The organism is Variovorax sp. EBFNA2 (genome assembly GCF_033802765.1).
Classification (GTDB): Bacteria; Pseudomonadota; Gammaproteobacteria; order Burkholderiales; family Burkholderiaceae_C; genus Variovorax; species Variovorax paradoxus_H.
This window is the reverse complement of record NZ_CP138496.1, coordinates 93085-114301: the sequence shown is the minus strand read 5'-3', so window position 1 is coordinate 114301 and position 21217 is coordinate 93085. Positions and strand designations below refer to the sequence as shown.

Genomic DNA, 21217 nt, shown 5'->3' with positions numbered 1-21217 from the left:
GCCACGCACAGGCCCCAAGGAGACAACACGATGAGCAGCCTGCCCGCCCGATTCAACTTTGCCGAACACCTGTTCGCCCTCAACCGCGGCCGCGCCGAACGCACCGCCTACATCGACGACCGCGGCACGCTGGGCTACGGCCCGCTCGAAGACCGCGCGCGCCGCCTGGCCGCCGCGCTGAAAGCCGCAGGCCTGCGCCGCGAAGAGCGCGTGCTGCTGCTCATGCTCGACGGCAACGACTGGCCCGTGAGTTTTCTGGGCTGCCTCTACGCGGGCATCGTGCCCGTGGCCGTGAACACGCTGCTCACGCCCGACGACTACGCCTACATGCTCGACCACAGCCGCGCGCAGGCCGTGCTGGTGTCGGGCGCGCTGCTGCCGACCTTGCAGGACGCGATGGCGCGCGGCGGCCATGAAGTGCAGACGCTGTTCGTGTCGCAACCGACGGGCGCATTGCCCGAGGGCGCGCAAGAGTTCGAGGCCGCGCTCGCCGCCGCCGAGCCTCTGCCCACATCGGCACCCACCGCGTCGGACGACCCCGGCTTCTGGCTCTATTCCTCCGGCTCCACCGGCAAGCCCAAGGGCACGGTGCACACGCACGCCAACCTGTGGTGGACCGCCGAGCTCTACGGCAAGCCCGTGCTCGGTCTCACCGAGGACGACGTGTGCTTCTCGGCCGCCAAGATGTACTTCGCGTACGGCCTGGGCAATGCGCTGACCTTCCCGCTGTCGGTGGGCGCCACCGTCGTGTTGATGGCCGAGCGCCCCACGCCCGATGCCACCTTCCGCCGCTGGACCGAACACCAACCGACCGTGTTCTTCGGTGCCCCCACGGGCTTCGCGGGCATGCTCGCCTCGCCCAGGCTGCCGGCGCGCGATGCGGTCGCGCTGCGCATGTGCTCGTCGGCCGGCGAGGCGCTGCCGGGCGAGATCGCGCAGCGCTTCAAGGCGCGCTTCGGCTGCGAAATCATCGACGGCATCGGCTCCACCGAGATGCTGCACATCTTCATCTCCAACCGCCCCGGCGACGTGCGCTACGGCACCACCGGCAAGCCGGTGGACGGCTACGAGGTCGAGCTGCGCGGCGAAGACGGCCGCCCCGTGCCCGACGGCGAGGTCGGCGACCTGTACATCCGCGGCCCGAGTTCGGCGCTCATGTACTGGTGCAACCGCGAGAAGTCGCGCGACACCTTCCAAGGCGGCTGGACCAAGAGCGGCGACAAGTACACGCGCGACGCCGACGGCTACTTCACCTATGCGGGGCGCAGCGACGACATGCTGAAGGTGAGCGGGATCTATGTGTCGCCGTTCGAGGTCGAGGCCACGCTGATGCAACACCCCGCCGTGCTCGAGGCCGCGGTGATCGGGAAGGACGACGCGGATGGGTTGACGAAGACCAAGGCGTTTGTGGTGCTGAAGGACGGCGCTGCGGTGACTGAGGACGAGCTCAAGGCGTTTGTGAAGGAGCGACTGGCGCCGTACAAGTACCCGCGGTTTCTGGAGTTCGTGAGCGAGCTGCCGAAGACGGCGACGGGGAAGATCCAGCGCTTCCGGTTGCGCGAACGCGAGAAGCAGGCATGAGCATGCGCACGAGGTTCCCGCGTTGTCCCCTCTCCCTCTGGGAGAGGGTTAGGGTGAGGGCATCGGCCTTCGCACACGCACAGCCTTCACCGGCGCCGCTGGCCCTCACCCCCGCCCTCTCCCAGAGGGAGAGGGAGCAACAGCCAGAGGCCATGCAATGAGCACCACCTTCGCCACCATCGACTGGCGCGGCCGCCCCATCCGCATCGAGTGCCAATGGATCGCGCCCGACCGCGCCCCCGATACCCCCCTCATCGTCTTCCTGCACGAAGGCCTGGGCTCCGTCGCCATGTGGAAGGACTTCCCCGCGCAAGTCTGCGAAGCCGCCGGTGCGCGCGGCCTCGTGTTCTCGCGCCCCGGCTACGGCCGCTCCACGCCGCGCGCCGACGACGAGATCTGGGACGTCGACTTCATGCACCGCCAGGCGCACGAGGTGCTGCCCGCGCTGTTCGCCGCACTGAAGCTCGGTGACGAAAAACCCTGGCTCTTCGGCCACAGCGACGGCGGCTCGATATCGCTGCTGTATGCCGCGCGTTTTCCCGACAAGGTCGAAGGCCTCGTCGTGCTCGCGCCGCACCTCTTCGTGGAAGACAAGACCGTCGCGAACATCGAGATCGCGCGCACCGCGTACCGCACGACCGACCTGCCCGCCAGGCTCGGCCGCTACCACGACAGCGCCGACTCGGCCTTCTGGGGCTGGAACCGCATCTGGCTGCACCCGCCCTTTCGCGACTGGAACATCGAGGCCGAGCTGGTCACCATCCGCTGCCCCGTGCTCGCGGTGCAGGGCATCGACGACGAATACGGCACGCTCGCGCAGATCCGCGACATCGCACCGCGCGTCAGTGGGACATGCGAGCTGCTCGAAATCCCTGAATGCGGGCATTCCCCGCATCGCGATCAGCCGGATCGTGTCATCGTCGCGACCGCTTCTTTCATCACCAACAACAGGAGACAGACACCATGACGAACCTTCGCACCGCGCGCCTGGCGCTCACGGCCATCGCCTTCGCCGCACTGGCCACCGCCGCCGGCGCACAGGGCACGGGCAAGCTCAAGGTCGGCCTGATGCTGCCCTACAGCGGCACCTACACCGCCCTGGGCGTGGCCATTGAAAACGGCTTCAAGCTCTACGTGGAACAGCAAGGCGGCAAGCTCGCCGGCCGCGAGATCGAATACTTCAAGGTCGACGACGAGTCCGACCCGGCCAAGGCCACCGACAACGTCAACAAGCTCATCAAACGCGACAACGTCGATGTGATCGTCGGCACCGTGCACTCGGGCGTGGCGATGGCCATGGCCAAGGCCGCCAAGGAAAGCGGCACGGTGCTCATCGTGCCGAACGCCGGCGCCGACGCGGTCACGGGCCCGATGTGCGCGCCCAACATCTTCCGCAGCTCGTTCAGCAACTGGCAGCCGGCTTTCGCCATGGGCGAAGTGGCGGCCAAGCAGCAGGGCAAGAAGAAGGTCATGACCATCACCTGGAAGTACGCGGCCGGCGAAGAGTCGGTCAACGGCTTCAAGGAAGGTTTCGAGAAGAACGGCGGCAAGGTCGACAAGCAGCTCACCCTGCCCTTCCCCAACGTGGAGTTCCAGGCGCTGCTGACCGAGATCGCCGCGGCCAAGCCCGATGCGGTGTACGCCTTCTTCGCGGGCGGCGGTGCGGTGAAGTTCGTCAAGGACTACCAGGCCGCCGGCCTGAACAAGACCATCCCGCTGTACGGCCCCGGCTTCCTGACCGACGGCACGCTCGACGCGCAGGGCGAATCGGCACAAGGCATGCTCACCACGCTGCACTACGCCGACGGCCTGAACACCCCGCGCGACAACGCGTTCCGCGTGGCCTATGCCAAGTCGTTCAAGCTGCAGCCCGACGTGTACGCGGTGCAGGGCTACGACGCCGCGCAGATGCTGGGCGTGGGCCTGGCCGCCACCAAGGGCGACATCTCGAAGAAGGCCGAGTTCACGGGCGCGATCGAGAAGGCCAAGATCGACAGCCCGCGCGGCACCTTCACGATGAGCAAGTCGCACAACCCGGTGCAGGACATCTACCTGCGCAAGGTGGAAGGCAAGGAAAACAAGCTGGTGAGCACGGCCATCAAGGGTCTCTCGGACCCCGCTCGCGGCTGCCGGATGTAAGCAGGGCCACGGGCCTTCGGTTCTCTCTCGTTCCCTCGCGGTCCTGACCGGGTCAGGGCCGCGAGCCGCCTTGCGGCAACCACAACCAACTGGGATCTCACGGTGGATTTCGGAACCTTTCTCGTGCAGTGCCTGAACTCCGTTCAGTACGGCCTGCTGCTCTTTCTCGTGGCTTCGGGGCTGACGCTGATCTTCGGGATCATGGGCGTCATCAACCTCGCGCACGGGAGCTTCTACATGATCGGCGCCTACCTGGCGTTCTCGCTGGCGCCGCTGTTCGGCGACCAGTTCCTGCTGATGCTGGTGGCCGGCGTGGTGCTGGCCGCGATCTTCGGCTACGTGCTGGAGTGGGCCTTCTTCAGCTACCTCTACCAGCGCGACCACCTGCAGCAGGTGCTCATGACCTACGGGCTCATCCTCGTGTTCGAGGAATTGCGCTCCATCTTCGTGGGCAACGACGTGCACGGCGTGAAGGTGCCCGCGTGGCTCGACGGCAGCTTCGCGCTGGGCAACGTCATGAGCTACCCGTGGTATCGCCTCTTTGCCTCGGCCGCCTGCATCGTGCTGGCCGTGGGCCTGTACTACGTGGTGAACCGCACGCGCCTGGGCATGATGATCCGCGCCGGCGCCAGCAACCGCGACATGGTGCGCGGCTTGGGCATCGACGTGAAGCGGCTGTACCGCATCGTGTTCGCGGCCGGTGTGGCGCTGGCGGCCCTCGCCGGCATGATCGCCGCGCCGATGTCCTCGGTGTACCCGAACATGGGCGCGAGCGTGCTCATCATCTGCTTCGTGCTGGTGGTGATCGGCGGCATCGGCTCGATCACCGGGGCGCTCGTGGCCTCGCTGCTGGTGGGCTTCGTCGACACCTTCGGCAAGGTGTTCTTCGCCGACCTGGCGGGCATCGGCATCTACCTGCTGATGGCCATCGTGCTGATCTGGAAGCCCGAAGGCTTGATGGGGAGGCGGCCATGAGCCCCGTGGTTGCGTCTGTGTCTGCACCTTCGTCGCCGCGGCGTGGTGCCTTCGTCGTGCCCGTGGGGTGCGCCATCGCCCTCGCCGTGGCCGGTCCGCTGCTGGGCAACTACGCGTCGGACTTCATCGTCAAGGTGATGATTTTGTCGATCTTTGCGCTCAGCCTGGAGCTGCTGGTGGGCATGACCGGGCTCGTGAGCCTGGGCCATGCGGCCTTCTACGGCATCGGTGCGTACGTCACCGTGCTGGCCTCGGGCAACGAGGGCGGCAACTTCGCGGTGCTGCTGGTGCTGTCGATGGGCGCGGCGGCGCTGTATGCGCTGTTCGTCGGTGCGCTGAGCCTGCGCACGCGCGGCGTGTACTTCATCATGGTCACGCTGGCCTTTGCGCAGATGGCGTTCTTCGTGTTCCACGACACCAAGGTCGGCGGCGGCAGCGACGGCATCTACCTGTACGTGCGCCCGGCCCTCGGCGCGCTCGACATGGAGAACCGCCGCGTGCTGTTCTACGTGGTGCTGGCCTCGCTGGTGTTCACCTACGGCCTGCTCGCGCTGGTGCGCCGCTCGCGCTTCGGCGCGGCGCTCGCGGGCATCCGCGTGAACGAGCAGCGCATGCGCGCCGCGGGCTTTCCGGTGTACGGCTACAAGCTCGCGGCCTTCGTGCTCGCGGGCGCGCTGGCCGGGCTTGCAGGCTTTCTGCTGGCCTCGCGCGATGGCGTGGTCAACCCCGAGCTGATGGCCTGGCACAACTCGGGCGAGGTGCTGCTGATGGTGATCCTGGGCGGCCTCGGCCACCTGCGCGGCGCGGTGATCGGCGCCGTGGCCTTCACGCTGCTGAAGGAAATCTTCTCGACGCATGCGGTGATGGGGCCGCTGGCCGATCACTGGCAGCTCACGCTGGGCATTGCCATCATCGTGTTCGTGGCGCTGCTGCCGAAGGGCCTGATCGGGCTGGTGCAGCGGCTGTCGCCGAAGGGAGCTCCATGACTGTTCCCGCGTTCGGGATTTGTCCCCTCTCCCGCTTGCGGGAGAGGGTTAGGGTGAGGGCTGCGGGCCTGTCCACCGACCCGCGCTTTCAACCGCCCCATGCCCTCACCCCAACCCTCTCCCCGAGGGGAGAGGGAGCAAGACAATGAACACCTCGGCTCTTCTTTCCGTCGCCGGCCTCACCCGCCGCTTCGGCGGCCTCACCGCTGTCAACGCCGTCACGCTCGACCTGCACATCGGCGAAGTGCATGCGGTGATCGGCACCAACGGCGCCGGCAAGTCGACGCTGATCAACATGCTCTCGGGCGAGATCGAGGCCTCCGAAGGCCGCATCGCGCTCGACGGCGTGGACATCACCGCGCGTGCGCAGTCGCGCCGCGCCCGCGACGGCGTGGGCCGCAGCTACCAGCGCACGACCATCTTTCCGGAGTTCAGCGTGCACGAAAACTGCCGCCTCGCTGCGCAGGCCGCCACGGCCAAACCGTGGGCGATCTGGCAGTCGTCGCAGCGCTGCGCCACCAGCAACGCATCGGCCGACGCCGCGCTCGAAGCCGCCGGCCTCACGGCCGAGGCGCGGCGCATCGCCGGCACGCTGAGCCACGGCGCGCAACGCCAGCTCGAAGTCGCGATGTGCCTGGCCACCCACCCGCGCGTGCTGCTGCTCGACGAGCCGCTCGCCGGCATGGGCGCCGAAGAAACCGACCGCATGCTCACGCTGCTCGCACGGCTGAAGGCCACGCACGCCATCCTGCTGGTGGAGCACGACATGGACGCCGTGTTCCGCATCGCCGACCGCATCACGGTGATGGTGAACGGCACTGTCATCGCGACCGGCGACCCGAAGTCGATCCGCGAGAACCCCGAGGTCCGCACCGCCTACCTCGGCGAGGAGCAACACTGAAAATGCTGATCGTTCGCGACCTCAACACGTATTACGGCAACAGCCACATCCTGCGCGGCGTGCACGCCGGCATTCCGGCGGCGACCTCGGTCGGCCTGCTCGGGCGCAACGGCATGGGCAAGACCACGCTGATCCGCACGGTCATGGGCTACGTGCGCCCGGCCTCGGGCGAAGTGCAGGTCGACGGCCGCACCGTCACCGGCCTGCCGCCCGAGAAGATGGCGCGCCTGGGCATCGGCTACGTGCCCGAGGGGCGCGGCATCTTTCCGAACCTGTCGGTGCGCGAGAACCTTGTGATGAGCGAACGCGCCGGCGTCGACGGCCTGCGCGCCTGGACCTTCGACCGCGTGATGGCCACGTTTCCGCGCCTGTCGGAACGGCTCTCGCACGGCGGCCAGCAGCTGTCGGGCGGCGAGCAGCAGATGCTGTCGATCGGCCGCGCGCTCATGACCAACCCGCGCCTCTTGATCCTCGACGAGGCGACCGAAGGCCTCGCGCCGCTGATCGTGGCCGAGATCTGGCGCGTGATCAGCGAGATCCGCAGCACGGGCATCGCCACGCTGATCGTCGATCGCGACTACCGCAAGGTGCTCGCGCACACGGACCTGGCGGTGGTGATGGAGAAGGGGCAGATCGTGCGGCATGGCGCGTCGGCGGACCTGCTGGCGCAGCCGAAGGTGCTGGAAGAACTGCTGGGCGTGTGAGCTTGCGTGGCGGGACTCACCCGGTCCGCTGCGCCATCAGGAAATCGATGAACACCCGCATGCGCAGCGGCACGTGGCGCCCGTCCGGGTACAGCAGCGTGTAAGGCCGCGAACGGCCGGCGAAGGGTTTCAGCACCTCGACGAGCGAGCCGTCCGCCAGTTCCTTTTCCACGACGAAGCGGTAGGTCTGGAACAACCCGGCGCCGCTTTTCGCGAGCGTGACGCCGCCGAGCACGTCGTCGGAACAGCTGTAGGCGCTGTCCGCAAACACTTCACGGTCCTTGCCGTTCTCCTTGAAGAGCCATGAGATGCGGCGCCCGCTGCTGGGCAGCTCGAACTGGATGCACTCGTGCGCGGCGAGATCGTCCAGCGTGCGCGGCGTGCCGGCCTTCCTCAGGTATTTGCGCGTGGCGACCACGACCAGGTCCGCATCCTCGAGGTGCCGCGCGATCAGCGTGGAATCGGGCTGGGCCCGCACGCGCACGGCCATGTCGTAGCCCTCTTCCACGAAATCGATGTTGCGGTTGCTCAGGTGCACGTGCAGCCGGATGTCGGGAAAGCGTTCGCGAAACGCCGGCAGCATCGGCAGGATGCGGTGGTGGCCGTAGGTGGTCGGCACGCTGATGCGCAGCGTGCCCGAAGGCAGCGCCTGCTGGCCCATCACCTCGCGCTCGGCCTCGGCGAGCTGCGCCAGCGCCTGTCGGCACTGCGCGAAGTAGACACGGCCCGCGTCGGTGAGCCGCACGCTGCGCGTGGTGCGCACGAACAGCCGCAGCCCCAGCCGCTTCTCGAGCCGCGAGATCGACCGGCTCACGGCCGCAGGTGTCACGCCGGCCGCGAGTGCCGCCGAGGTGAAGCCGCCGCTCTCCGCAGCGAGGCAGAACAACTCGATGCTGCCCAGGAGGATGTCGCCGAACTGCCGCTGCATGGATTGATTACCTCACGTATCAAGTGAAGTGCGAGTCTAGTGATTTATCTATCGATGCGTCATCAATACAGTTCTCCTCACGTCATCAACTTCCCTGGAGAACCGACATGCAGGACAACTCTTCCCTCACCGTGGTCATCACCGGTGCTTCGAGCGGCATCGGCCTGGGCCTTGCGCAGGCGTACCTCGCGCGCGGCTTCAACGTGGTCGCGAACGCGCGCACCGAAGAGCGGCTCGCAGCCGCCGCGAAGCAGCTCGGCAACCCGGCGCGCCTTCTCGGCGTGGCGGGCGACATCGGCCGCCGCGACACGGCGCAGCAGCTCGTCGACCGCGCCGTGGCGCGCTTCGGCCAGGTCGACGTGCTCATCAACAACGCGGGCATCTTCAACGCGAAGCCTTTCGTCGACTACACCGAAGACGACCTCGAGCACATGGTGGCCACCAACCTCAAGGGCTTCGTCTACGCCTCGCAGGCCGCGGCGAAGCACATGGTCGCGCGCCGCCGGGGACACATCGTGAACATCACCGCGAGCATCGCGCTGCAGCCGAACCAGCAGGTGCCGGCCGTGTTGCCGGTGCTGATCAAGGGCGGCATCAATGCCGCGACGCGCGCGCTGGCGCTCGAACTCGCACCGCACAACGTCAAGGTGAATGCGGTGGCGCCCGGCATCGTGGACACGCCGCTGTACACGCCCGAGCAGCACGGTTTTCTCAACGGCCTGGCACCCGCCGGGCGCATCGCGACCGTGCAGGAGATCGCCGATGCGGTGCTCTACCTCACGAGCGCCGATTTCACGACCGGCGTCGTGCTGCCCGTGGACGGCGGCATGAGCACCGGCAAGTGGTAACCACCTCAGTCATTCACCCCAGGAGCACACCATGCCTTTCATCAACCTGAAGATCACCCGTGACGGCGTCACGCGCGAACAGAAGACCCAGGTCATCGCCGAGTTCACGGAAACGCTTGAGCGGGTGCTGAAGAAGCCGCCCGAATGGACGCACATCGTGATCGAGGAGATCGACACCGACGACTGGGGCTTCGCAGGCCTGACGACCACCGAGTACCGCAAGCGGCTGGCCGAGCGCGCGAAGCCGCCGCAGTGAAGCCACGGCGGCGGATCGGGCGGCATGGCCCGCGCTGTGAGCGGGAGTAACACGTCCGTTCCACCGGGTTTCACCTCTGTCCTGCGACAGTGCGACAGCCGAATCATGTCCGGCTGCGCAGCCTCTCCCCGAGCCGCGCCCACCCACGCACGAGGCTGCGCATGACGTCCCTGCAATCGCGCCACATCGACAACGTCTATTCGATCGCCACCGGCACGGCGTTGCTGGCCGATCCGGCGGCGAGCCTGGTGCACAAGTCGTGGGCGCGCTGCGTGCGCGACCACGGGCTCGACCCGTCGCGGCCGACGCCCGCGCGCATCCTGCCGGCGCAGGAGGTGCGCGTGCACCAGCAGCAGCTCGAGCACTTCCTGCGCGCGGCGCGGGCGGGCATGGAAGACATCTACCGCCGCGTGGCCGAGCTGGGCTACATGGTGCTGCTGACCGATGCCGAGGGCATCACGGTCGACTACATCGGCAACCCGGCCTGGGACGACCAACTGCGGCGCGCCGGCCTGTACCTGGGCGCGGACTGGAACGAGGCGCACGCCGGCACCTGCGGCGTGGGCACCTGTCTCGTCGAGCGGCAGCCGATGACCTGCCACCAGACCGAGCACTTCGACGCCACGCACATCGCGCTCACCTGCACGACGGCGCCGCTGTTCGACCACAGCGGCAAGCTCACGGCCATCCTCGACGTGTCGGCCCTGCGCTCGCCCGAGGCGCGCGAGAGCCAGCACCTGGTGCGGCACCTGGTGTCGATGTACGCGCGGATGATCGAGGACGCCGACTTTCTGCGGCACTTTCGCGGCCACTGGATCCTGCGGCTGGGCAGTGCCTTCGGGCTGGTCGACGTGGCGGGCGAAGTGATGCTGGCCTTCGACGATGGCGGCACGCTGGTGGGCGCCAACGGCGGCGCGCGCGAGGTCTTCTCGGGGCTTCGGCAGCCCCTGCTGGGCGGTGCGGTGTCGGAGCTGCTGCACCTGCCGATGGACGCGATCTGGCGCCTGGGCAATGGCGGCGCGTCGGCGCTGCCGTTTGCGCACACGGTGCTGCTGCCCGGCGGCGGCGAATACCACGCCTCGCTGATCGCGCCACGCCTGCGGCGCTCGCCAGTCACTGCGCCCGCCTCGCCGGCGCCCCAACCTTCGGACCACCTGCCGCCGCTCGAGCGCATCGCGGGCGACGACGACCCCGCCATGCAGCAGCTGATTGCGCAGGCACGCCGTCTGGTGGACCGCGGCATCCATGTGCTGGTCGAGGGCGAGACCGGCAGCGGCAAGGAGGTGCTGGCGCGCGCGCTGCATGGCGCGAGCCGGCGCGCGGCCCTGCCCTTCGTGGCGGTGAACTGCGCGGCCATTCCCGATTCGCTGATCGAGAGCGAGCTCTTCGGCTACACGCCCGGCAGTTTCACGGGCGGACGCGCCAAGGGCATGAAGGGGCTGATCGCGCAGGCCGACCGCGGCACGCTGTTTCTCGACGAGATCGGCGACATGCCGATGGCGCTGCAGACGCGGCTGCTGCGCGTGCTGTCCGAAGGCGAGGTGCTGCCGCTGGGCGCCGAGTCGCCGCAGCGCGTGGACCTTGCGGTGGTGGCGGCCACGCACCGCGACCTGTCGGCACTGGTCGCGGCCGGGCGCTTTCGCGAGGACCTGTACTACCGGCTGTGCGGCGCGGTGCTGAAGCTGCCGCCGCTGCGCGCGCGGCGCGACCGGCGCTACCTGATCGAAGCGATGTTCCGCGAAGAAGCGGCGGCGATGGGCTCGACCGCGCGGCTGTCGGAGGCCGCGATGCTGCGGCTGATGGCGCATGACTGGCCGGGCAATCTGCGCGAGTTGCGCAATGTGCTGCGGTTGGCGCTGGCGCTCTGCACGGGCGCGTGCATCACGCCCGAGGAGCTGCGCCTGGCGCCGCATCGTCCGTCGCTCGACCACCATCGCGATGCCACGCCTGCGCCGGTCGACGACGAAGACAGCGCCGCCGATGCCACGCGCCTGCTCGACGCACTGCAGCGCCACCGCTGGCATGTGGCACGGGCCGCGCAGGCGCTCGGCATCAGCCGCGCCACGGCGTACCGCCACATGAAGCGCTTCGGCATCGTGGCGCCGCAGCGCGGCTAACGCCTCAGGATCTGCTCGATGGCGCGCACGGCCGTGCCCAGGCCGTCTTCCGCGCGCATGCGTTCGCCCAACGCCCGGGCCCGCGCGCGCACCTGCGGGTCGTGCGCGAACGCGATGCCGCGCGCCAGGTCGTCGGCGCCGAACCGGGCACCCGCCACCGCGGGCGGTGCCACGCCCGCCTGCGCGAGGTGGTGGGCCCAGAACGCCTGGTCGCCCGCGAAAGGCACGACCACCGAGGGCACGCCCGCGCGCGCGGCCGAGTGGCTGGTGCCCGAGCCGCCGTGGTGCACCACCAGCGCCATCTGCGGAAACAGCCAGTCGTGTGGCGTGTCGCCGATGGCGTGGAAGTTCGGCGGCAGCTGCTGCACATCGAGACCGCTCCATCCGGGATGCAGCACCGCGCGCCGGCCGGCCACGCCGTCGACGAGGGCCGCGAGCAGCCGCGCCTTGTCGAAGCCCGTCATGCTGCCGAAGCCGATGTAGACGGGTGCCTCGCCGGCCGCGAGAAAGTCGCGCAGCGCGGGCGGCGGCTGCCAGTCGGGCGCGGGCGCAAGCCACTGGCCGCACACGGCGGCGTTGGCGGGCCAGTCGACGGGACGCGGCAGCAGGCTCGGCGAATAGCCGTAGAGCACGGGGTGCGTGGTCCACAGGCGCCGCCGCGGCGGCAGGCCACAGACCTCGGCGCGCGCGGCATTCACCGCCGGCCGGAACGCGCGCCAGAGCAGCCCGTTGACAAGGTGATGGCTCGCGCGGTTCAAAAAGCGCGGCACGCGGGCGGGCGGCAGAAAGGGCGAGGCGAACGCAGCCGTCGGCGTGAGCGGGAACATGCCCGCGCCGATGGCGGGCACGCCCAGCGCCTCGGCCGCCGACAGGCCCACGAAGGCCGCGAGCCCCGCACAGACGACCGCGTCGCAGCCCTGCGCGGTCTCGACGGTCTGGCGCAGCCAGGGCGTGGCGTTGGCATTGGCGATGTCCGCGAGCGCCTTCGCGGCGGCGGCCGGCTTGTCGCCCTGCGCGATGACGCCGCCGAGCGCCTGCCGGATGTCGCCGGCCAGCGCCTGCGAGCGCACGCCGAGCCGTTCGGCCGCGCCGAGCGTGGTCGCGTCCGCCAGCAGCACCGACGCATGGCCCGCGTCGTCCAGTGCGCGGCACAGCGCGGCGAGCGGACGCGCATCGCCCTCGGTGCCGTAGGTGAGCACGGCGATCTTCATGAGGTGCGCCTCCTCGCAGCGGGTTTGGGGGCTGGCCGTGCGCCGCCGACGAAAAGGTCGACGACCACGGCGAACTCGTCGCGCAGCACGAGGCCGGGCAGCGTGAGCCAGCGCATCAGCGCGCCGAAGTACAGGTGGTGCAGCAGGCTCGCGAGGTGCGCGGCCGACACGTCGGTGCGCAGCGTGCCGGCTTGCTGGGCGGCTGCGATGAGCGCCTCGAACAGCCCCGACAGGTCGCGCGGCGTGCTGCGGTCGCCACCGCCGCCGAGTTCGCTCTCGATGTTGAGAAAGCGAAAGCGGAAGTAGTCGAGCAGGTAGACCCGGTAGCGCTCGGACCATTCGGCCGAGGCATCGAGCAGGCCGGTGAGCTGCGCCGTGAAACCCGCCTTCGGGTCGATCGACGCGTGCAGGCGCTGCGCATCGACCACGAGCTCGAGGTGCACCCAGTGCGCCAGGATCGCTTCCTTGGTCGGGAAGTGGTTGTAGAGCGTGCCCTTGGCCACGTCGGACTGCTGCGCGATCTGCTCCATGGTGGTCGCGTCGTAGCCCTGGGCTTCGAACAGGCGCATGGCGGTGGACGCGACGTGGTCGAGCGTGTGGGTGCGGCGGCGCTCGCGGCGGCCGGGGGGATCGGGTTCGGTCACGGTACGGGCCCTTGAATTTGAACGTCGTGCAATTTTATACGTCGTTCAAATTTTCATGCTCCAGCTTTTTCCGTAGCCCATGAAAAAGCCCGCGGCGCCGGTCTCGGCGCGCGGGCTTTGGAGGTCAGCGCGGGGTTACTGGACCACGCCGATGTGCAGGTAGCCGCGCGTCGGCGACGAAGGACCCCGGTTGCCGATCAGAACATCGAGCTTGGTCGAACGCATGGCGAAATACTGATGCGATGCATCCGCACGATCGAAGGCCATCCGCATGCCGTCAGGGGTGTCGGCGATGATGCTCAACGTCAACGACTTGGTGATCACCGGCCCAGCGGGCGCCGTCAGCGAATACAGCCCGGTCGACACGGTCGAGAGATTGATGTCCCCGTCCGTGGCCCAACCCGAGGCGTTGAAGTTCGCATAGGTCGCGGCAGCGGGCACACCGATGGCCATCACCTGGTTGGCCAAGGCTGTCGAGGTGCCGGCGCTCAGGTAGATCTTTTCGCCTTCCACCATGGCGATGCCGAACTTGCCGATGACCGCGCCACTGGCGTCCTTCAGCGTCCACAGACCGGCTTCCGTGTCGGCCGCGACCACCGAGGTCACCACGCTGCCGCTCGGGCAGTTCTCGATGCGATAGATCTTCTGGTCGACGCACTGCTTCATCACCGTGCCGCCATCGGAAATCCGGATCTGTGCGGTCGCGGAGTTGCGGTCTGCGCTTGTGTACTCGACGCGCGCGCGGTCGTACGTGCCGTCCAGCTTGGCCTGCGTGGTGACGAAGGCGCGCGTCGCGATGAACGGCGCATTCTTGTAGGTCACCGGTGACGAGAAGGGCACGGCGAACGGGAACCCGCCGGCGAAGCTGTCCTTCAGTGGCAGGAAGGTCGCGTTGTTGGGAATGCCGGGAACGCGGCTGTTGGAAAAGACCCAGCCGGTGCCGTTCGCACCGAAGGTGCCCGAGGTCTTGTCGCCCGCCGCATCGGTCACGTCGTAGGTCTTCGCATCGAAGTCGATGTGCAGCTTCTGGCGCGAGCCGTTGGCGGCGAACACCATGTAGTCGCCGTTGTCGTAGCTGCCGGTCTGGACCGCGAAGTTCACCTGCTTCGTGCGGCCTTCCGAAGCGGAGGCTTCGAGCTTGTAGCTGGCGGCGTCCGTCTTGCTGCTGTTCGCGAAGCGCGAGACCCACTGCGTGGCGCCGGTGTCGACGTCGTTGGTGAGGGTGGCCGTGCCGCCGCCACCGCTGGCGGCCCAGCCGACGCTGTCGCTCGCCTTGACCACCACTTCCTGGCCCGGCCGCACGCTGTACGTGCCCGCGCCGTCGGGGGTGGCCACGCTGCCTGCGATTTCGACGGTGAGCTTCAGCTCTGCCGCCGGGGGCGGCGTGGGTGCGGGCGCCGGAACGAATCCGATCGGCAACCCGCCGCCACCGCCTCCTCCTCCTCCACCGCCGCATCCGGCCAGTCCCAAGACCACTGCCGCGGCAAGCGCGGTTCTGATGTTTTCCCTCATGTGTCCCTCGTCCTTTGTATGGATTTTTTGTGCGCTCCCGGCGGCGCCGAAAGGCTTCACGAATGTATCGAAAGCTTTGGATTCATAACCAAAAGTTCACGCGGGAGTGGTCGCTGCACCACAGCTTTCGCGGCGCGGCGGACATCGGCACAGAAAAGTTAATTCAAAAGTTTTCTTCTTCTGTTCACTGGGATCGCCGGGCCGTCGCAACCACGTCTCAGGTGCGTCGCACGGCGCATGCGACGCGCCCGCCCATTGCGACAAAACCTCCGCCAACCCCTTGATCCTTCGTCGCGTCCCGCACGGCACGAAAGCTGCGCCACGAACTCCGCGTGCGCCTTGCCGCGCCGCGATTCGTTCAACGACACAACGGAGACATGCAATGACAGACCCGACCACCGGCCCCACCCAGGCCGCCGCCCAATGGCTGGCCGACTTCGCCGCCGCGCTCGCACGCGGCGACATCGACGCGGCCGTTTCGCGGTTCGAGGCCGACAGCTACTGGCGCGACCTCGTCGCCTTCACCTGGAACATCCGCACGCAGGAGGGTGGCGATGCCATCCGCGCGATGCTGCAGGCGCGCCTGGCCGACACGCAGCCCACGGCCTTTGCGCTCGAAGGCGAGGCGACCGAGGCCGACGGCGTGGTCGATGCATGGTTCACCTTCGAGACGCGCGTGGCACGCGGGCGCGGCCACCTTCGCTTGCGCAACGGCAAGGCCTGGACGCTGCTCACCACCATGACCGAGCTGAAAGGCTTCGAGGAAAAGACGGGCGAGAACCGCATCAAGGGCGCGGAGCACGGCGTGCACAAGGGCCGCAAGAACTGGCTCGAGAAGCGCCGCGACGAAGAGGCTGCGCTGGGCTACACCGAGCAGCCCGAGGTGGTGATCATCGGCGGCGGCCAGGGCGGCATCGGGCTGGGCGCGCGGCTGCGGCGGCTGGGCGTGCCGACGATCATCGTGGAGCGCAATGCCAAGGCCGGCGACTCCTGGCGCAAGCGCTACAAGTCGCTGTGCCTGCACGACCCGGTCTGGTACGACCACCTGCCCTACATGCCCTTCCCCGACGACTGGCCGGTGTTCGCGCCCAAGGACAAGATCGGCGACTGGCTCGAGATGTACACGAAGATCATGGAGCTCAACTACTGGAGCTCCACGAACGCGACCAAGGCGCGCTTCGACGAGGCCACGCAACGCTGGGAGGTGCAGGTGGAGCGCGAAGGCAAGCCCGTGACGCTGCGCCCCAAGCAGCTGGTGTTTGCGCTCGGCGTGTCGGGCTACCCGAACGTGCCGAAGGTGGCAGGTGCCGAGAACTTCCTGGGCGACCAGCACCACTCCAGCCAGCACCCCGGGCCCGAGGCCTATGCGGGCAAGAAGTGCGTGGTGCTGGGCTCGAACAACTCGGCGCACGACATCTGCGCGGCGCTGTGGGAGCACGGCGCCGACGTGACGATGGTGCAGCGCTCGTCCACGCACATCGCACCCTCGCAGTCGCTCATGGAGCTGGCGCTGGGCGGCCTGTACTCCGAGCAGGCGCTCAGGAACGGCATCGACCACCACAAGGGCGACCTGATCTTCGCCTCGGTGCCCTACAAGATCATGCACACCTTCCACATCCCGGTGTACGAGGAGATGAAGAAGCGCGACGCCGACCTGTACGCGCGGCTCGAGAAGGCCGGCTTCCTGCTCGACTTCGGCGTGGACGGTTCGGGCCTGTTCATGAAGTACCTGCGGCGCGGCTCGGGCTACTACATCGACGTGGGCGCCTCGGAGCTGGTGGCCAACGGCAGCATCCACCTGAAAAGCGGCGTGAACATCGAGCGCGTGAACGCGCGCTCGGTCACGCTCACCGACGGCACCGAGCTGCCGGCCGACCTGCTGGTGTATGCCACGGGCTACGGCTCGATGAACGGCTGGCTCGCCGACCTGATCTCGCCCGAGATCGCCGACAAGGTCGGCAAGTGCTGGGGCCTGGGCTCCGACACGCCGAAGGACCCGGGTCCGTGGGAAGGCGAACTGCGCAACATGTGGAAGCCGACGCAGGTCGAGAACCTGTGGTTCCACGGCGGCAACCTGCACCAGTCGCGCCACTACTCGCAGTTTCTGGCGCTGCAGCTGAAGGCGCGCATGGAAGGGATTGATACGCCGGTGTACGAGCTGGCGGCATCGCACCACAAGCGCTGAGCGGGCGTTGCCCTCTTGCTCCCTCTCCCGCTTGCGGGAGAGGGTTGGGGTGAGGGCAGGTGCGATTGATGAGGCGCGGCGCTTGACCTAAGGCCGCCACCCTCACCCCAACCCTCTCCCCAAAGGGAGAGGGAGTGGCTCCTTCATTCCTGGATGAAGCGCCGCAAGCCTTCGAGATCGGTCACCGTGATCCCGCCGTATTCGATGTGCAGGAAGCCCGCCTCCTTCAACCGGTTCAACGCCGCATTGCACCGCTGCCGCGACACACCCGACAGGTTCGCGATCTCTTCCTGCGAAGTCTGCAGGTGCGACTCGCTGCCCGGATGCAGCCACGGGTGGAACAGCCCGGCCAGCGCGCGCGCCACCTGGCTGTCGGCGTCGAGCAGGCGGTGCGCGGCGTAGCTGCCCATGAACCAATGCAGCCGCTCGTTGATCTGCTGCAGCAGAAAGTGATCGAAGCCGCGCTGCGTGCGGTGCAGCCACTCGAAAGTCTCCAGCGGCAGCTGCGCCACGCGGCTGGGGCGCAGCGCAATGATGTCGGCCGAGCGCGGCACGGCGCGCAGCAGCGTGCCTTCGCCGAACCAGCTGCCCACCGACAGCCCGCCCAGCGTGACCGAGCGGCCGTCGCTGGAGGTGATCGACCACTTGAGCAGCCCTTCGAGCGCGCCGTACCAGTGCAGCGGCGTGTCGCCGCGCCGGCACAGCGCGGCGCCGGCCGCCACCTCGACCTCGCGCATCTCGTCGAGCACGCGCTCGCCCGCGCCCACGTCGAGCAGCGGGAACCAGGCCGAGCCTTGCAGCAGCTGGGCAATGGTCAGGGAGGCTGCGGAAATCGGCGGCTTCGTCGGGGGCATGCGGTCTTCTTTGCTTGTTACTGCGCGGCCTTGCGCTGCTGCAGCCCGGCCTGCGCCTCGTGCAGCTTCTTCTCGCGATCGGCGACCCACACGAGAGGCAGTAGTTTCATGGCGTGAACCTGGGTGCGCAGGAGGTGCAAAGGGCAACTTTAGCGCCTGCGCCGCGTAAACCCTGCCCCCGAATGTCGTCGCGATGACTGAGTCCAAACGCACGCCAAAAAATAATGGCGCGCCCCCATGAAAGACACCAGGAGTTCCCGAGCATGTCGAAGCGCAAAGTGATCGTGACCATCGCCCCCACCGGCGGCATGGCGCACAAGTCGCAGAACCCCCACCTCCCCACCCAGCCCGCCGAGATTGCCGCCGACGTGCTGCGCTGCTGGAACGCCGGCGCCAGCGTGGTCGCCATCCACGCGCGCCGCCCCGACGACGGCGCCACCTGCAATGCCGAGGTGTATCGCGACATCAACAGCCGCATCCGCGCGGCCGGCTGCGACATCGTGCTCAACAACTCCACCGGCGGCGGCGTGCACGGCGACATGGTGAAGCCGCTCGCAGGCGACCGCTGGGAAATTGCATGGGAAGAACGCATCAAGGGCATGGACGCCGGCGCCGAGATGTGCACGCTCGACGCCACCACGCTCAACCTGAGCTTCGAGGGCAAGCAGATCCTCATGGACACGCCCATCACCCGCGGGCGCGAGCTGGCCGCCGGCATGAAGGCGCGCGGCATCAAGCCCGAGTGGGAGGTGTTCAGCCCCACGCACATCCTGCAGGACACGACCACGCTGATCGAGGAAGGCCACGACGACGCGCCGTACTTCATCAACCTGGTGATGAACGTGCACCGCAACTTCCAGAACGCGATGCCGTATTCGCCGCGCAACCTGCAGATGATGGTCGACACGCTGCCCCAGGGCGCCATCTTCGGCGTGAGCGGCATCGGCATGTCGCAGCTCGAGGCCAACGTGGCGGCGCTGCTGCTGGGCGGCCATGCGCGCGTGGGCCTGGAAGACAACCTCTACTTCCGCCACGGCGAGCTGGCCACCAACGTGCAGCTCACCGAGCGCATCGTGCGCGTGATCCGCGAGCTCGATATGGAAGTGGCCACACCGGCCGAGGCGCGGCAAATCATGGGCCTGCCGCGTGTGGGCGGTCCGCGGCCCGAGTTCGCACTCGGCTGACAAGACAACAACGACAACGAACGGAGACACGACACATGAACACTTCCCGCACAGCACTGGCCCTCGCGCTGGTCGCAGCCTTCTCGGCCAATGCCTTCGCCCAGGTGTCCGACGACACCATCCGCATCGGCTTCATCAGCGACATGTCGGGCATCTACCGCGACTACGACGGCCCGGCCGGCGCCGAGGCGATCCGCATGGCCATCGCCGACATGGGCGGCGCCATCGACGGCAAGAAGATCGAGCTGGTCACGGCCGACCACCAGAACAAGCCCGACATCGCCGCCGCCAAGGCGCGCGAATGGTTCGACGTGACCAAGGTCGACATGCTGATCGGCGGCGTCAACTCGGGCGCGGCCATTGCCATGGCAGGCGTGGCGGCCGACAAGAAGAAGCCGTACTTCGTGGTCGGCTCGGGCGCATCGAGCCTCACCAACGAGTACTGCTCGCCCTACACGGTGCACTACGCCTACGACACGGTGGCGATGGCACGCGGCACCGCAAGCGCGGTGGTCAAGGCCGGCGGCAAGAGCTGGTACTTCGTGGCGGCCGACTACGCCTTCGGCGCCGCGCTGCAGAGCGACGCCACCAAGACCGTGCAGGCCGGCGGCGGCACGGTCGCGGGCTCGGTGAAGCACCCGCTGGGCGCGAGCGATTTCTCGTCGTTCATGCTGCAGGCGCAAAGCTCGAAGGCGCAGGTGCTGGCTTTGGCCAATGCGGGCGGCGACACGGTGAACGCCATCAAGTCGGCGGCGGAGTTCGGCATCAGCAAGAACATGAAACTCGCCGGCATGATCATCACCATCAACGACGTGCATGCGCTGGGCCTGAAGGCCTCGCAGGGCATGTACCTCACCGACAGCTGGTACTGGAACCAGAGCCCCGAGTCGCGCGCCTGGGCGCGGCGCTTCTTCGACAAGCACAAGCGCATGCCTTCTTCTTTCCATGCCGGCGACTACTCCGCCACGCTGCAGTACCTGCAGGCCGTGAAGGCCGCGGGCAGCGACGATGCCGACAAGGTGATGGCGCAGCTGCGCAAGACCAAGTTCAACGACATGTTCGTCAAGGGCGGCTGGCTGCGCGACGACGGCCTCATGGTGCACGACATGCACCTCATGCAGGTCAAGACGCCGGCCGAGTCGAAGGAGCCGTGGGACTATTACAAGGTGATCGAGAACATCCCCGGCGAAGCCGCCTGGACCACCAAGACGGAGAGCCGCTGCGCGCGGTGGAAACAAGCATGAACCCCACCACCACCAACGTGAAGCGCGTCGCCGTCGTCGGCACCGGCGTGATCGGCGCGAGCTGGGCCGCGTACTTCCTCGCGCAAGGGCTCGACGTGAACGCGACCGACCCCTCGCCCGGCGCCGAAGACCGCCTGCGCGCCGCCGTGGCGCAGCACTGGCCGACGCTGGAACGCTTCGGCCTCGCCGAGGGCGCCTCGGTCGATCGCCTGCGCTTTCACGACAGCCTGGAAGACGCGGTGGCCGTGGCCGACTTCGTGCAGGAGAACGGCCCCGAGCGCATGGATTTCAAGATCGACCTGTTCCGCCGCATGGACGCGGCGGCGCCGCCCGAGACGGTCCTTGCGTCGAGTTCGTCGGGCTTGGCGATCAGCGGCGTGCAGTCGGGCTGCGCGCACCCGCAGCGCGTGGTGCTGGGCCATCCGTTCAACCCGCCGCACCTGATCCCGCTGGTCGAAGTGATCGGCGGCGAGCAGACCTCGGCCGAGGTCATCGCCCGCACGATGGCGTTCTATGCCGCCATCGGCAAGCGTCCGATCCACGTGAAGCGCGAGGTGAAAGGCCACATCGCGAACCGGCTGCAGGCTGCCCTGTGGCGCGAGGCTTTCCACCTCGTCAACGAAGGCGTGGCGAGCGTGGCCGACATCGACACCGCCATCGCGCACGGCCCCGGCCTGCGCTGGGCCGTGATGGGGCCGTTCATGAACCTGCACCTCTCGGGCGGCGCGGGCGGCATCGCGCACCTGCTCGCGCACCTGGGCGGGCCGATCGAAGACTGGTGGAAGGACCTGGGCGCACCGTCGATGACGGACGCGTTGAAGCAGCAGGTGGTGCAAGGCGTGGCGGAAGCACTCGGCACGCGCCAGACGGCCGACCTCGAAGCCGCGCGCGACACCCTGCTGTTGAACCTGATTCGCGCCAAGGCCGAGACGGGCACGCTGGATTGAC

At 68.2% G+C, this 21217-nt stretch carries 19 protein-coding genes; 14 read left to right on the top strand and 5 right to left on the bottom strand.

Going from position 1 to position 21217, the window contains the following annotated elements; genetic code table 11:
- Positions 1–30: 30 nt before the first annotated feature.
- From RZE79_RS00550 to RZE79_RS00520, 7 genes are all read left to right on the top strand, one after another.
- A complete protein-coding gene (locus tag RZE79_RS00550; RefSeq protein WP_319358484.1) occupies positions 31–1581 on the top strand; it encodes a benzoate-CoA ligase family protein in 1551 nt (516 codons plus the stop codon).
- 157 nt (positions 1582–1738) lie between these two features.
- Complete coding sequence (locus tag RZE79_RS00545) at positions 1739–2548, top strand: alpha/beta hydrolase (protein ID WP_319358482.1); 810 nt, start codon at positions 1739–1741, stop codon at positions 2546–2548.
- A complete protein-coding gene (locus tag RZE79_RS00540) occupies positions 2545–3720 on the top strand; it encodes an ABC transporter substrate-binding protein (protein ID WP_319358480.1) in 1176 nt (391 codons plus the stop codon). The genes RZE79_RS00545 and RZE79_RS00540 overlap by 4 nt, the downstream gene beginning before the upstream one ends.
- 102 nt (positions 3721–3822) lie before the next feature.
- The gene (locus RZE79_RS00535; protein WP_056574660.1) at positions 3823–4695 is read left to right on the top strand and encodes a branched-chain amino acid ABC transporter permease; all 873 of its coding nucleotides are present in this window, start codon (positions 3823–3825) and stop codon (positions 4693–4695) included.
- Entirely contained in the window at positions 4692–5681 is a 990-nt protein-coding gene (locus RZE79_RS00530) for a branched-chain amino acid ABC transporter permease (RefSeq protein WP_319358477.1), read from the top strand. The genes RZE79_RS00535 and RZE79_RS00530 overlap by 4 nt, the downstream gene beginning before the upstream one ends.
- Before the next feature lie 145 nt (positions 5682–5826).
- Positions 5827–6582, top strand: a complete 756-nt coding sequence (locus tag RZE79_RS00525) for an ABC transporter ATP-binding protein (protein ID WP_319358475.1) — start codon at positions 5827–5829, stop codon at positions 6580–6582.
- A 2-nt stretch (positions 6583–6584) separates the two neighbouring features.
- Positions 6585–7286 (top strand): ABC transporter ATP-binding protein, encoded by a 702-nt coding sequence (locus tag RZE79_RS00520; RefSeq protein WP_319358474.1) that lies wholly within the window; start codon positions 6585–6587, stop codon positions 7284–7286.
- 16 nt (positions 7287–7302) lie between these two features.
- Here the strand turns inward: RZE79_RS00520 and RZE79_RS00515 are convergent, their stop codons facing one another.
- Positions 7303–8214 (bottom strand): LysR substrate-binding domain-containing protein, encoded by a 912-nt coding sequence (locus RZE79_RS00515; RefSeq protein ID WP_319358472.1) that lies wholly within the window; start codon positions 8212–8214, stop codon positions 7303–7305.
- Positions 8215–8321: 107 nt separating this feature from the next.
- Here RZE79_RS00515 and RZE79_RS00510 point away from each other — a divergent pair, with 107 nt between their 5' ends.
- The 3 genes from RZE79_RS00510 (at position 8322) to RZE79_RS00500 (ending at position 11435) form a co-directional block, all read left to right on the top strand.
- Positions 8322–9062 carry an SDR family oxidoreductase gene (locus tag RZE79_RS00510; protein WP_319358470.1) on the top strand — a complete coding sequence of 247 codons (741 nt, stop codon included), beginning with the start codon at positions 8322–8324 and terminating at the stop codon, positions 9060–9062.
- A 31-nt stretch (positions 9063–9093) separates the two neighbouring features.
- Positions 9094–9318, top strand: a complete 225-nt coding sequence (locus RZE79_RS00505) for a 4-oxalocrotonate tautomerase family protein (RefSeq protein WP_070061404.1) — start codon at positions 9094–9096, stop codon at positions 9316–9318.
- Between the two features lie 161 nt (positions 9319–9479).
- Positions 9480–11435, top strand: a complete 1956-nt coding sequence (locus RZE79_RS00500; RefSeq protein WP_319358465.1) for a sigma-54-dependent Fis family transcriptional regulator — start codon at positions 9480–9482, stop codon at positions 11433–11435.
- On the opposite strand, the gene RZE79_RS00495 is transcribed toward RZE79_RS00500, so the two are convergent.
- The 3 genes from RZE79_RS00495 to RZE79_RS00485 all read right to left on the bottom strand — a co-directional run bounded on the left by RZE79_RS00495 (position 11432) and on the right by RZE79_RS00485 (position 14802).
- Entirely contained in the window at positions 11432–12646 is a 1215-nt protein-coding gene (locus RZE79_RS00495; RefSeq protein WP_319358463.1) for a glycosyltransferase, read from the bottom strand. The two genes, RZE79_RS00500 and RZE79_RS00495, sit on opposite strands and share 4 nt — an antisense overlap.
- Complete coding sequence (locus tag RZE79_RS00490; RefSeq protein WP_319358461.1) at positions 12643–13290, bottom strand: TetR/AcrR family transcriptional regulator; 648 nt, start codon at positions 13288–13290, stop codon at positions 12643–12645. Before RZE79_RS00490 ends, RZE79_RS00495 begins: the two co-directional genes overlap by 4 nt.
- A 135-nt stretch (positions 13291–13425) precedes the next feature.
- A complete protein-coding gene (locus RZE79_RS00485; RefSeq protein WP_153281307.1) occupies positions 13426–14802 on the bottom strand; it encodes a hypothetical protein in 1377 nt (458 codons plus the stop codon).
- Between the two features lie 382 nt (positions 14803–15184).
- Here RZE79_RS00485 and RZE79_RS00480 point away from each other — a divergent pair, with 382 nt between their 5' ends.
- Complete coding sequence (locus RZE79_RS00480; RefSeq protein ID WP_319358458.1) at positions 15185–16987, top strand: NAD(P)/FAD-dependent oxidoreductase; 1803 nt, start codon at positions 15185–15187, stop codon at positions 16985–16987.
- Positions 16988–17130: 143 nt separating this feature from the next.
- On the opposite strand, the gene RZE79_RS00475 is transcribed toward RZE79_RS00480, so the two are convergent.
- Positions 17131–17841 (bottom strand): Crp/Fnr family transcriptional regulator, encoded by a 711-nt coding sequence (locus tag RZE79_RS00475; protein WP_319358456.1) that lies wholly within the window; start codon positions 17839–17841, stop codon positions 17131–17133.
- A gap of 263 nt (positions 17842–18104) precedes the next feature.
- Between RZE79_RS00475 and RZE79_RS00470 the strand changes: the two genes are divergently transcribed.
- From RZE79_RS00470 to RZE79_RS00460, 3 genes are read left to right on the top strand one after another with little or no spacing between them, the layout of a single operon-like run.
- Positions 18105–19025 (top strand): 3-keto-5-aminohexanoate cleavage protein, encoded by a 921-nt coding sequence (locus RZE79_RS00470; RefSeq protein WP_319358454.1) that lies wholly within the window; start codon positions 18105–18107, stop codon positions 19023–19025.
- Positions 19026–19060: 35 nt separating this feature from the next.
- Entirely contained in the window at positions 19061–20269 is a 1209-nt protein-coding gene (locus tag RZE79_RS00465) for an ABC transporter substrate-binding protein (RefSeq protein ID WP_319358452.1), read from the top strand.
- The gene (locus RZE79_RS00460; protein ID WP_319358450.1) at positions 20266–21216 is read left to right on the top strand and encodes a 3-hydroxyacyl-CoA dehydrogenase NAD-binding domain-containing protein; all 951 of its coding nucleotides are present in this window, start codon (positions 20266–20268) and stop codon (positions 21214–21216) included. The genes RZE79_RS00465 and RZE79_RS00460 overlap by 4 nt, the downstream gene beginning before the upstream one ends.
- Position 21217: the final 1 nt, after the last annotated feature.